Below are 12,604 nucleotides of genomic sequence, written 5' to 3'. Positions count from 1 at the left end.
AAATAAACCGTATTGATAATTGAGTGTCAGCCCTACACCTTCGTCATCCTTCGACACCCGCCAGATGCCGGACCAGCGCCTTTTCCGGCCGTTTCAGCGCGTTCAGGTCGCGCATGCAGATCAGCAACTGACGCGTCGCCCAACTGTCCGTCAGTTCGATCGTGCGAATGCCCGGCGTGCCGCGATAGCGTTTCGCGGCGGTGGCAGGCACGATGGCGATGCCCGCGCCCTGTTCGACCATGCAGCAGATGCTGTCGAAGGTCCGCATATGCGCACGGACGCTGAGCGGCTGTCCGGATAGCAGGGCGCGTTCGCCCAGGTATGCGTGCAACGCGCTGCTCGTGCTCAGGCCGATGAATTCACGGTCAGCCACTTCCGCAAGCGTCACGCGGCGCCGCGCGGCTAGCGGGTCGTCCCGGCTCGTGACCAGCACGAGTTTGTCGACGGCGAAGGGCAGCGTCTGCAACGCGCCGTGTTCGACGGCATCCGAGATGATGCCGATCTCCGCCGCGCCGGTCAGCACCGCTTTCACGGTTTCGCTGCTTTGCCGTTCCTTCAGATCGATCTGCACGTTGGGGTGATCGCGCAAAAAGAGACCAATCGCTGAGGGCAAAAACTCGGTGATCGCGGCGGTATTGGTCCACAGACGGATGCAGGCTTTGCTCCCGGCCTGATGTTCGCCGAGTTCGCCTTGCATCCGGTCGATCTGGCCGAGCACGAGTCTCGCGTGATGCGCAAGCGTGTCGCCTGTCGCCGTGGACTCCACGCCGCGCCGGCCGCGCTCCAGCAACGGCACGCCCAATGCATCTTCCATGCCGCGCAAACGCGCGCTGGCCGACGGCAGCGACATGTTCGCGCGCGCCGCGCCATGCGTGATGCTGCCGGTGTCGAGGATGTTCAGGAAAAGGCGGAGGTCGATCAGATCGAAGCGCATGGAGTCGGATTAGAGTGGGTGGCGCAACCGTGACTGGAGTTGCGGGTGCGGTTTCAGCCTTAGCCCTAGCCTAAGTCACAGTACGTATCTTACGCATTGTGGGCGCCGCCGCGGTAATCGAAAATCGCTCACATGACATCCAGAACATCATCCCCATGACCTCTTCTTTTGCGCTGCATGCGAGCGTGATTGCCGCGACTTTCGTGCTGGCCGGCTTCGTCAAGGGCGTGACCGGCATGGGCCTGCCGACCGTCGCCATGGGCGTGCTCGGGACGCTGATGCTGCCGGCGCAGGCTGCCGCGATGCTGTTGCTGCCATCGTTCGTCACGAACGTCTGGCAACTGTTCGCGGGGCCCGGCGTGCGGGAGTTGGTCAAGCGTTTGTGGCCGATGATGGTGGGCATCGTCGCGGGCACGCTCGCGGCTGCGTCGTTCATTGCGGGCGGCGGTGGCGAATGGGCCGTGGCCGGGTTGGGCGCCGCGTTGACGCTCTATGCCGCGGCCGGGCTGATGGCCTGGCGCTTCTCGGTGCCGGCACGACACGAGCGCTGGCTGTCGCCGGCGGTCGGCGTGGTCACCGGCGCGATCACGGGAGGGACCGGCGTGTTCGTCGTGCCGGCGGTGCCTTATCTTCAGGGGTTAACGTTAAAAAAGGAGGACCTGGTTCAGGCCCTCGGCCTGTCGTTCACCGTTTCCACCATCGCGCTCGCTATCGGCCTGACACGGGAGCATGTATTTGCGGTCGACGACCTGGGCGAGTCGCTTGGCGCCGTGGTGCCCGCCTTGCTCGGCATGTGGATCGGCCAACGGGTGCGCGGGCACATTAGTCCGGTGACCTTCCGCCGTTGGTTTTTTCTTTGTCTGCTCGGCCTGGGTATTCAGTTACTGGTGCGCGCATTCGTTTGATCATGAAGTGGGGAGCGTGAAGCAGGAGGGCTGGATTGTGTGGTCGACTATTCTGGATACGTTAGGCGCGTTGGCCGTGCTGGCAAGTGTGGCGGTGCAGATCGCGTTCATCCGCAAATGCGGAAATCGGTGAACCGTCAGGTTCATCCCCGGTTAGCTGGGCTTCGGCAAACTCGGCGGCCAACCCGGTGCGCTAAAACTGCCGACGTTGATCGTGCAGGAAGGCGGGTATCACATCGAGACGCTCGATGCGAACGCGCAGTCGTTTTTTGCGGGTTTGCGTCCAGGCGATGAAGCAGGCGGGTGTCGCGCCGGCGTCAACGCCGGTGCCCGCCGTGCTTTTGTTTGACCTTCCCTCGTGCGTTCCGCCCCCAACGTCTTGCCGATTGTTCGGCTCATCCGACGTATCTATTCGTCTCCAGCCGCTTTATCCCTGCGGCCCGTGTGCCTACATTGTGTCCAGTGACAGCGCCACTGCATTTCCAGCTTCATCGGCGTCAGCGTCGCGACTCTCCGCGATGGCACGTCGGCGCGAACTTCGTCTAAAGGAATCGATCATGAGCAAGCTCACAGGTAAGGTTGCGGTTGTAACGGGCGCATCGAAAGGCATCGGCGCCGCGATTGCGAAGGCACTGGCGGCGCAGGGCGCCTCGGTGGTGGTGAACTATGCGTCCAGCAAGGCAGGCGCGGACGATGTGGTCGCAGCAATTACCGCGGCGGGCGGCAAGGCAGTGGCAATTGCAGGCGATGTGTCCAAGGCCGCCGACGCGAAGGGCATCATCGATGCGGCAGTCGAAACGTATGGCCGCCTCGACGTGCTCGTCAACAATTCCGGCGTGTACGAGATGGCACCGATCGAAGAGATCACCGAAGAGCACTTCCATAAGCAGTTCAATGTGAACGTGCTGGGCCTGCTGCTGGTCACGCAAGCGGCGGCGAAGCATCTGGGCGAAGGTGGCAGCATTGTGAACGTCAGCTCGGTTGTCAGCCGCATTACGCCGCCGGGCAGCGCGGTCTATACGGCCACCAAGGGCGCGGTGGACGCTATCACCGGCGTGCTCGCACGTGAACTCGGCCCGCGCAAGATTCGCGTCAACTCCGTGAATCCCGGCATGGTGGAAACTGAAGGCACGCATAGTGCTGGCTTCATCGGCTCGGACTTCGAGGCGTGGGCGGTCAGCACGACGCCGCTTGGCCGCATCGGTCAACCCGACGATATCGCGGACGTCGTGGCATTCCTCGCCTCCGACGACTCGCGCTGGATGACCGGCGAAAGCCTGATTGCCAGCGGCGGTTCGCGCTAACAGGATCGGCGCGTAGTGTGGGGCCGTGTGGTCGCGAGGCTATGTGCCGCCTCGCCTGGCCTCGCGTCACCCCACGCTTTCCGCTTCAGGACCGTCTATTCAGGACCGTATAAAAAGCCGCCGGGCAGCGCTTGCCCGGCGGCTTACGGTTTTATTGAGCCGTTACCGCAGCGGCGCCCGCCAACTCCACCGCAAACAACGCATCCAGCAGATTCGACCCCGGCCGGCCGGCGAGCCGCGTGAGCGATTCGATCATCTGAACCTGGCAATCCTGGAGCGGAATCATTCTGATCCGCCGGGACTCGTTGAATTCCGCGCGTGCGATCACGCCCACCCCCATGCCTTGCGCGACCGCTTCCTCCAGCGCTTCACGCCCGTCCACATACATCACCGGTTCGACCTGCAACGATTCGCGCACCAATTCGATCTCCAGCAACTGCTGTGTGACCGATTGCGGCTCGCGAAAGATCATGGGCTGCTGCACGAGTTCCGCGTAGCTCAGCTTGCGTTTCTTCGCCACCGGATAGCTTGCCGGCACCATCGCCACCAGCGGATCGCGCCGCAGCACGCGCGACTCGAGCCGGCTGTGCACCTGCGGGGCGGCGGTAATGGCGGCATCGACCGCGCTCGACAGCACGCGCTGCATGCAGTCCGCGGCATTGGCGATCGAGAGCGTCACGACGATTCCCGGATGCAGCTTGCGAAACGCGCCGATCAACGCGACCGCCAGATCGGGCGCGTCCGCGACCAGCGAGAGCGAGCCGGACTCGAGCCCGCCCGCCGATTCGAGCAGTTGCCGTGCGTCGCGCTCGCAACCGAGCATCTGCCGCGTCACGCTGAAGAGACGCAGGCCGAGTTCCGTGGTTTCGACGCCGCGCGGGCCACGCTCGAACAATTTGACGCCGTAGTCCTGCTCGAGCCGCTTCACGTGATCCGACACCGCCGGCTGCGTGAGCGACAGCGCCTGCGCTGCTTTGGAAAACCCGCCATGTTCCGCGACCGCATGAAACGCCCGCAATTGCGCGTATTGCACGTCCGCCTCGTCGAGAGATAAGTTTTTACGATGCCTGCATCGATTATATCGATTTTACCGATGATCGACCTTTCTGTACTGTGTCAAGCATCGAAACAGCGATATCGGAGATTCCGAACATGGACAGCGCGATCGACAGCTCCCCGGCAGTGTCCGCCCTACCTTCAACCGTGACGTGTGCCGCGCCGGCGAAAGGCGAGCCGTATCTGTTGACCCCGGGGCCGCTGACTACGGCATTCTCGACCAAAGAAGCGATGCTGCGCGACTGGGGCTCGTGGGACGGCGACTTCCGCGCGATGACCACTCAACTGCGCAGCAGCCTGCTGGACATTGCCGGCGACACCGCGGGCGAGTACGACTGCGTGCCGCTTCAGGGCAGCGGCAGCTATTGCGTCGAAGCGATGCTCGGCAGCCTGATTCCGCGCGACGGCCATGCCCTGGTGCTGGCCAACGGCGCCTACGGCAAGCGCATTGCGACCACGCTCGGCTATCTCGGCCGTGCCTGCACGGTGCTCGATAAGGGCGACTATCTGCCCCCGCGCGGCGCCGAAGTCGAAAGCATGCTGGACGCCGATCCGCGCATCACGCACGTGGTCGCCGTGCACTGCGAAACCAGCTCCGGGATTCTCAACCCGATCGAAGAAATCGCCGCCGCCACCGCGAAAAAAGGCCGCAAGCTGCTGATCGACTCGATGAGCGCATTCGGCGCGGTGCCGCTCGACGTGAATCAGATTTCGTGCGAGGCCTTCGTGTCGTCGGCGAACAAATGCATCGAGGGTGTGCCGGGCTTCGGTTTCGTGATTGCCCGCAAGCGCGCGTTGCAGGAGGCCAAGGGCCGCAGCCATTCGCTCTCGCTCGACGTCTACGATCAGTGGGACGTGATGAATCGCACCGGTCAATGGCGCTTCACGCCGCCGACGCACACGGTGGCCGCATTTATCGAGGCATTGCGTCTGCACAAGCTCGAAGGCGGTCAGACCGGGCGTCTCGCACGGTATGCGAACAATCGCGACGTGCTGGTCGCGGGCATGCATGAACTCGGCTTCGAGCCGTTGCTCAGCGCGCGTTGGCGCTCGCCGATCATCGTCACGTTTTTCGCGCCGGCACATCCGTCGTTCAAGTTCGAACGCTTCTATGAATTGATGAAGGCGCAGGGCTTCATCATCTATCCGGGCAAGCTGACGGTGGTGGACAGCTTCCGCATCGGCTGCATCGGCCAGGTGGATGAGCGCGTGATGCGCCGCGTGGTGGAGGCCTGCGCGCAGTCGTTGCAGGCGATGGGCGTCGACCACGCCGCGCCGCCGGCGGTGGCGATAGAAGAGCGCAAGGCGCTGGCAGAAGCCGCGTGAAGAGCGTGCCCTGCGCGGCACGCGGCGCATTCCGGGCCGGGTTATATCGGCTGGTTCGAATAACCCGTGCCGCTTGCATGAAAGGGGCAGGGCGTTGTGGCCGTCGCCGAGGTATGACCCGCTAACACGTTTTACGACCCGGGTGCCGTGATTTCCGCCATACCGCAGCGTGCGCTTCGAATCGCGCGTGTCGTGGCTAAATTCGCTTCCAGAGGCGAAGCGGAGTATGTGGCATGGGTAGGATCAGGGGGTTCATCACGGCGCTGGCGCCGGTGCTGTGAGGCACGATGCCCTTGACGGCAAGCGAAGCCACCGCGCCCGGTCATCCGCTTTTCATCACTTGAAATAACCGACAGCGAGATCGATGAATTCGCGGATCTTGCGCGGCACGAACTCACGGCCTGGATAAACCAGCGAGACGGCAACGTCGCCGTTGAGCACGGCCTATTCGTTGAGGATCTTAACGACCTGCGCCATTGCGCGCGACAATCCGGCCATTGGCCACCACCAGCTTGCGCTGCGGCCGCGCGACGATTGCGTGGGCGATCGTATCCGCGTCCAGCAGGACGAGATCGGCACGCGCACCGGCGTGCAAGCCGTAGTCGGCGAATCCGCAGCCTTGGGCGGTGGTGGTGCTGACGCAATCGAACGCAATCGCGAGATCGTCGTCGCGGCGCAGGCCGTAGCGCATGCCGATCAGCATCGCGCGCTCGAGCATGTCCGGCGAGCCATACGGTGTCCACGCGTCGCGCACGCCGTCGTTGCCGCCGAACAGCGTCACGCCGCGTTCGATGCAGGCCTTGAGCGGCGGCACCGGTGTCGAAGGCGGTGCCGTCGTCAGGAGGGCCACGCGAAGGTCGGCGAGCCGCGTGAGCAAGGCATCGCGTTCGCGCTCGGGCAATGCGCCCAGACAGAACGCATGGCTGACGACCACTTGCCCTTGCATGCCGAGTGCGGCGACCCGGTCGAGCAGAAGACCCAGCGTGAACGCGCCGATTTCGCCGGGTTCATGAAGATGAATATCGATCGGTTTGTGATGGCGGTTTGCGATGTCGAAGGTCAGGTTCAGCGACGCAACCGGATCGCCGTCGATCAACGCGGGATCGAGCGCGCCGAGCACATCGGCGCCTTCGCTCAAGGCGCGATCGAGCAGCATGTCCGTGCCGGGACGGCCGAGTACGCCCGACTGCGGGAACGCGACGATCTGCATGTCGAGCACATCGCGCAACCGCTCGCGCGTGGCGAGTACGCCTTCCAGATGGCGCAGTCCCGCGTCGGTATCGATATCGACGTGGGTCCGCAGACGTGTCGTGCCCGCCTGCATGAATGCGCGAGCCAGCGCGAGCGACTGTGCACCCGCGTCATGGCCGCTTTGCGCGCGCCAGCGCCGCTCGTTTTCGATGCGGTCGGTCAGTTTCGGGCCGACCTCATTGCGATACCAGTCCATGCCCCAGGTGGTCTTGTCGAGGTGCGTATGGCCTTCGACGAATCCAGGCAGCAGCAGCGCACCCGCGCCGTCCTCATGGGCGATGCCGGGCGCACGCGGCAGGCCGGGGCCGATTGCCACGATGTGGCCGTCGGCGATCGATACGTCGACGCGTGCGCCGTCCGGCTGACGGACGTCGGTAATGAGCAGATCGTTTGTCACGGCGTGAAGGGTTGTCGAAGTCATCAGAGCGTTCAGCCAGGGGGCGGGGAATCAGGGTTGCGCCGGTACGGGTTGCTCATGGTGCCGCCCCGATCAGCTTGAGCCCGGCGGGCAGCGATTCGCCGAACACGCGGCCTTCGTCGGCATCGTCGAGTTCCACGGTCTCGCTGACCATGGTGATCCACGCGCGCGGCGCATTGGCCGCGTCGAGCCTGCGCACCACCGTCTGGCGCAGTGCTTCGGGCAGGTCGCGCGAGCGGTCGCCGGTCATGCGAGCGATCTGCACGGCGGCGAACGCCGCAGGGTCAACCTTTTTCCAGTCGAGCGCGAGGATCGTGTTCAGCCAAAGTGCCGCGATGTCCGGCGGCACGACGCTATGCGCGCTGCCATAGAACGGCCGCCGCGCACCGATGCGCCCGACTGCCCACCAGCTCTGATGGTTTTCCGCGGGTTTCTTCAGGCGCGTAAGCACCGACTCGCCGAGCTCGATCTTGCGTTCGACCGGAATGCGTTCGAGCGAGGCGCTCAGCCGGACCATGTCGGTGAAGCCGGTCTTCGACACATCGAACGGCAGCTTATGGCGCGATTGCGCGGCGGTTTGCAGATAGGCCATCGCGTCGAGCACGCGCAGTTGCGCGCTTTCGTCGAGGCCGCCCGCCGCGCGGCGCCAGAGCGTCCACCATTCCGACCAGACCTGGCTTTCGTTGACGTATTGAATGCCGTCGTCGAAGAGCGACCAGAGCTGCTCGACGCGCCATTCGTCGAGCGGATAGCCGAAGCCCGGCCGCACACAGTAACCGGCGAGATTCAGCCACAACCGTTCGTGATCCGCCGAACGCCGCCGGCGGCGTGCGCGCTCCCACAGCGCACCGAACAGTTCGCGCAGCAGCGCGCTGTTCCAAGCTTCGCGTGGCCCGAGCAGATGCTCGAGTTGCGAGCGCAGGCGTTTGACTTCTTTGGGGTCGACGTTTTGCGCGCGTGAGCCGAAGCATCGGTCGATGTGGTCGATCGCTTCGTCGAGTGCGGGGTGCCGGGCTTGCGCCGGATCCGCTGACAGGTTCACCTGGGCGCTCACCTGGCCGTCTGCGCGGCGCAACTGGAATTCGAGCAGCCAGCGCTCGGCCGGATTGTCGAGTTCGATGCAGTGCACGTCGAGCGTGCCGACTTCCGTGAGGGAGGTGACGATCTGTACCGCGGTTTCGCCGCGCGCCGTACTCGTGCCGCGCGGTTGTACGATCGTCGCGATCGGAGGCAGCCGGACGAAGTCGCCTTGCGCAAGGTCGGTTAGTTCGCCGGGTTGATAGATCGTGTCCGCGCTTGAAGAGGCGAGGTGAAAACGCACGGGGTGCCCGAGGCGCAGCGCGAACGTACGGTCTTCGATGCGAATCTCGCGGCCTTCTTCGGTGCCGCGCGGCAGCAGGCAGATGCCGCGCTGCGCCGCCGCGGTGTCGCGTTCGCCGTCACCGGTTTCGTCCAGCACAAGGAAATAACTGCGCGCCGAGCCGCCACCGATTTTCGGCGCCTTGCCCGCGCGGGCGAGGGCATAAGCGACGGCGCCGCGCGCCACGGCGACGTCAGGATTGTCGTTGTGCAGAACGTTGAGCGGCTTGCCCCGCCATGTGCCCAGGGTGCTGGACAGGCGCTGTGTGAGCGCTTCAGCGCGAAACACGCCGCCGTTCAGCAGCAGCGTGTCGGGGACTGGCAGAGGTTCGTCCTGACCTTCACCCGTATCGGAAGCATGCGCGGAAGAACCGAGCGCCTTACGCGACTGCGCCGCAAAGCGACTCAGAAACGCTGCGATATGACGCGTGACGGCCGCATCGGTGGCATAGGGCAGGCCGAACTCGACGATCGCGCCGCGCGGCCTGCCGGGCCGTTCGTGCGATGCCACAGCGGGAAAGAATCCGTCGACGATGATCTGCTCGACTTCCTCACGCGTGAGCTGCGCCGTACGCGCGCCGCCGATCAGCTTCGAGCCCGCGCCGAGCAGCGTGATCGAAGCGGACTCCGGCGCGTGCGGGCCGAGCAGTTGTTCTTTCGCGCCACGGCACCGCTCGACCAGTTGCGACAGACTCGCCGCCGACAAACGCGTGCGTTCGTTGCCCGCTTGAGGCAAGCGCGCCTCGACCCGATGCGCGAGCGCGAGATCCATGTTGTCGCCGCCGAGCATCAGATGGTTGCCCACGCCGATCCGCGTGAGCACCGGCTCGCCGTCGCGCATGCCGACTTCGATCAGCGTCAGGTCGGTGGTGCCGCCGCCCACGTCGCAGATCAGCACGAGCCGCGTGTCCGACAGTTCGGTTGCAAGGCGCTCGCGATGATGGAACAGCCAGTCGTAGAACGCGGCCTGCGGCTCTTCCAGCAGCCTTAACGTGGGCAGGCCCGCCATGCGTGCCGCTTCCACGGTCAGCGCTCGCGCACCCTCGTCGAAAGAAGCGGGCACCGTCAGCACGACGTCCTGCGCTTCGAGCGGCGCGTCCGGAAAGTGCAGATTCCAGGCCGCCCGCACGTGCGCCAGGTAGCTTGCGCTGGCTTCGACGGGCGAGACCTTGCGGACATCGTCCGCGGCGCCCCACGGCAGGATCGGCGCGACCCGGTCCACCGACGCGTGCGACAGCCAGCTCTTCGCGCTCGCCACCAGCCGCCCCGGCACCTGGCCACCGAGCGCACGCGCGAGCCTGCCGATCACGACAGGCTGATCCGTCTGGCCTGGCGCGCTACCGTCCGAACTGTCCGCGGTGCGCCAGGGCAACTGCAAATCGCCCGCGCTCAGCTCGCCCGGCGCCGCGTGATATCGCACCGAGGGCAGGAGCGGCCGCGCGGCAACTTCGCCGGGACTGACCAGCTGATCGATCCCGAAGACACGAATGTCCTGCGAGCCCGTCTCGGCGTATGCCAGCACCGTGTTACTGGTGCCGAGATCAATGCCGACGCTGTAGCGCTTCATCGCAGTCATGCATTGGCGCTGCCGCGCACATCGAACTCGACCTTCCAGCGCTCGTCGGTGCCGCGCGGCACGGCTTCGAGTTCGAGCGTGCCGGCTTCCGTCACACGCGCATGCAGCTTCACCGGCACGACTTCACCGGCGGTGCGTCCAGCGGACGGCAACGTCGCCTGGATTTCCTCCAGCTCCTGCAATTCCTCGGGACCCCAGAAGTCGAGCAGCGTGCCGACCTGATCCTGGCGGCGCACCGACGATCCGAAGAAGCGGAAATGCACCGGCTCGCCGACAACCAGCCCGAATTCCTGCGCCGGCAGTTCGGCGTCCGTGCCTTCCTCCATGCCGAACGGAGCGACGCACAGTGCCTGTATGGGCGGTTCGAGACCGGGGACGGCGGGCATCGCCGATTCGATTGCGATGTAGTAGGCGCGTGCCGTGCCGCCACGAATGCGCACGCCCTGGCCGCGCCGGACATAGCCGTAATAGGCCGCGCCGCGCGCGACGGCGAGATCGAGATCCGCGCCTTCGAGCAGGCGTGCTTGCGGCGCGCCTTCGGCGGTGAGCCAGCCATTGAGCGTGCCCATGATCCGCTCCACCAGCAGCGGCGACTTGAACACGCCGCCGTTGAAAAGCACAGCGGTGGGATGCAGGAAGCTTGCGCCTTCTGCGGTGGCGATATCGCGCAGGCCTTCGAGTTCGGCGAGCGCACCCACCTGACGGCCAAGGAAGGCCGCCAGATGCCGCGTGATGCCCGCGTCCTGCGCATACGGCAGGCCGAGTTGCGTCAGACCGGCCCGCGCACGGCTCACCGGACGCGCCGCGCTCTCCACCTGCGGGAAGAACCCTTCGAGGATCGTCTGGGTCAACTCCGCACGCGTGAGCTCGGTGCGGATCGAACCGCCGATCAGCTTCGACCCGCGGCTCGGCACGACGAGCGGCACGGTATCGGTCGACGGGTCGGTGAGCAGCGTTTCCTTGGCCGAGCGGCACGCGTAGGTGAGGGCGCGCAGTTGCCACGCGTCGGCCTGGGTGCCAAGCGCTGCAAGCTTGCGCGCGACCCCATGAGCGAGGGCGAGGTCCATGTTGTCGCCGCCGAGCAGAATGTGTTCGCCGACCGCGATGCGATGCAGTTCGAGATTGCCTTCGCGTTCGATCACGGCGATCAGCGAGAGGTCGGTGGTCCCGCCGCCCACGTCGACCACGAGAATGATGTCGCCGACCTTGACCTGCTTGCGCCACTGGCCGCCGCTCTTCTGAATCCAGCTATACAGCGCGGCTTGCGGTTCTTCGAGCAGCGTCATGCGGCCGTAACCGGCGGCCTCGGCGGCTTCGGCGGTCAATTCGCGCGCGGCCGGATCGAACGATGCGGGGATCGTCACCGTGATGTCCTGCTGGCTGAACGGTGCGTCCGGATGCGCGTGGTCCCAAGCTTCGCGCAGATGCGTCAGATAGCGCACCGAGCTTTCGAGCGGCGACACGCGGGCGACTTCAGGCGGTGCGTCGTTCGGCAGAATCGCCGCGCGACGGTCGACGCCAGGATGGCACAGCCAGCTCTTGGCGCTCGACACGAGCCGGATCGGTGTGGCCGCGCCGCGGCTGCGGGCGAACTCGCCGACCGCGAATTCGCGTTGACCGGTCCACGGCAGGTACAGGTCGCCGGAGGCAAGTTCGTCCGGATGCGGCAGGTAGAGGAACGAGGGCAGCAGATCGAGATTGTCGATCGCGCCGGGGCCCGTGAGCTGCGCGACGGGCAGCACGCCCTGGGCGGTCTTTTCGCCGTCGCTGGCCGTGGTGTCCACGTAGGACAGCGCGCAGTGCGTCGTGCCCAGGTCGATGCCGATTGAGAAGCGTGCGTCGCTCATAGCTCCACCTCGGCCGGTGCGATCACGTGGGCGTTGTGGCTGCCGCTCAGCTTCGGCAGACGGACTTCGTCGACCCGCCAGCCGCGGTGGCTGATGCTGCCGTTAAACGGCGCCTTGCCGACGACGTTGCCGGTCAGGCGAATCGAGGTGGCGTCGAAACCTTCGGCCAGCGTCACGCGGCTGCCTTCGGCTTCGTCGCGCACCGGACGGATCGTGAAATGCTCGCGCAGGGTTGCGCGGCAGCCGTCGTGCACGAGGCGCGCGGCGGCGCCGATGTCGGCGTCGCTATAGCCCTTGATGTCTTCTTCGACGAAATCGATGAAACGCGCGTCGCGTTGCAGCAGGCCGAGCAGCTGGAGTGCCGCGTCCGGGCTTGCTTCTTTCAGCGTGGGCGCCGGCTGCGGCGCGGGGGCCGGTGCAGCGGCAGGCGCGGGTGCGGGAGCAGGTGCGGCGCTCGCGGCAGCGGCCCCACCCTTGCGCAGACGCAGCACCCCGGCGGCGAATTCGCCATCGCCGAGAATGCTGAAAAACGTACTGACGGCAAGTGAAATCCTGCCGAGGAAAGACGGGTTCGAATCGGTCATGAATGCTCCTGAGGGGCTCTGTTAAAGGACGAGCTGTCCTGGCT

General features: G+C 65.5%; 9 protein-coding genes and 1 pseudogene. 4 read left to right on the top strand and 6 right to left on the bottom strand.

Annotated features, from left to right (window positions below):
• Positions 1-43: 43 nt before the first annotated feature.
• Positions 44-934, bottom strand: a complete 891-nt coding sequence (locus tag KHO23_RS15885; RefSeq protein ID WP_211612157.1) for a LysR family transcriptional regulator — start codon at positions 932-934, stop codon at positions 44-46.
• A gap of 155 nt (positions 935-1,089) precedes the next feature.
• Between KHO23_RS15885 and KHO23_RS15880 the strand changes: the two genes are divergently transcribed.
• The 3 genes and pseudogenes from KHO23_RS15880 (at position 1,090) to KHO23_RS15875 (ending at position 3,143) form a co-directional block, all read left to right on the top strand.
• Positions 1,090-1,839: a sulfite exporter TauE/SafE family protein gene (locus KHO23_RS15880; RefSeq protein WP_211612218.1), complete on the top strand. Its 750-nt coding sequence runs from the start codon at positions 1,090-1,092 to the stop codon at positions 1,837-1,839.
• 160 nt (positions 1,840-1,999) lie between these two features.
• Positions 2,000-2,188: pseudogene (locus tag KHO23_RS35085) on the top strand (hypothetical protein); the annotation flags it as partial.
• A gap of 208 nt (positions 2,189-2,396) precedes the next feature.
• The gene (locus KHO23_RS15875; RefSeq protein ID WP_211612156.1) at positions 2,397-3,143 is read left to right on the top strand and encodes a glucose 1-dehydrogenase; all 747 of its coding nucleotides are present in this window, start codon (positions 2,397-2,399) and stop codon (positions 3,141-3,143) included.
• Positions 3,144-3,294: 151 nt separating this feature from the next.
• On the opposite strand, the gene KHO23_RS15870 is transcribed toward KHO23_RS15875, so the two are convergent.
• Entirely contained in the window at positions 3,295-4,176 is an 882-nt protein-coding gene (locus KHO23_RS15870) for a LysR substrate-binding domain-containing protein (RefSeq protein WP_211612155.1), read from the bottom strand.
• Positions 4,177-4,295: 119 nt separating this feature from the next.
• Here KHO23_RS15870 and KHO23_RS15865 point away from each other — a divergent pair, with 119 nt between their 5' ends.
• On the top strand, positions 4,296-5,525 hold the full coding sequence (locus KHO23_RS15865; protein ID WP_211612154.1) for a 2-aminoethylphosphonate--pyruvate transaminase: 1,230 nt from the start codon (positions 4,296-4,298) through the stop codon (positions 5,523-5,525).
• 460 nt (positions 5,526-5,985) lie between these two features.
• Here the strand turns inward: KHO23_RS15865 and KHO23_RS15855 are convergent, their stop codons facing one another.
• Genes KHO23_RS15855 through KHO23_RS15840 form a run of 4 tightly spaced genes read right to left on the bottom strand, consistent with a single transcriptional unit; the run spans position 5,986 to position 12,560 of the window.
• Positions 5,986-7,197 carry an amidohydrolase family protein gene (locus KHO23_RS15855; RefSeq protein ID WP_211612153.1) on the bottom strand — a complete coding sequence of 404 codons (1,212 nt, stop codon included), beginning with the start codon at positions 7,195-7,197 and terminating at the stop codon, positions 5,986-5,988.
• Positions 7,198-7,249: 52 nt separating this feature from the next.
• A complete protein-coding gene (locus KHO23_RS15850; protein ID WP_211612152.1) occupies positions 7,250-10,129 on the bottom strand; it encodes an Hsp70 family protein in 2,880 nt (959 codons plus the stop codon).
• Complete coding sequence (locus KHO23_RS15845) at positions 10,126-11,976, bottom strand: Hsp70 family protein (protein ID WP_211612151.1); 1,851 nt, start codon at positions 11,974-11,976, stop codon at positions 10,126-10,128. Before KHO23_RS15845 ends, KHO23_RS15850 begins: the two co-directional genes overlap by 4 nt.
• Positions 11,973-12,560 carry a DUF2760 domain-containing protein gene (locus KHO23_RS15840; protein WP_211612150.1) on the bottom strand — a complete coding sequence of 196 codons (588 nt, stop codon included), beginning with the start codon at positions 12,558-12,560 and terminating at the stop codon, positions 11,973-11,975. The genes KHO23_RS15845 and KHO23_RS15840 overlap by 4 nt, the downstream gene beginning before the upstream one ends.
• Between the last annotated feature and the right edge of the window lie 44 nt (positions 12,561-12,604).

It is taken from the genome of Paraburkholderia haematera, assembly GCF_905220975.1.
Lineage (GTDB): Bacteria > Pseudomonadota > Gammaproteobacteria > Burkholderiales > Burkholderiaceae > Paraburkholderia > Paraburkholderia haematera.
Note: the sequence above shows the minus strand (reverse complement) of the source record. Positions and strands in the feature narration are given on the sequence as shown.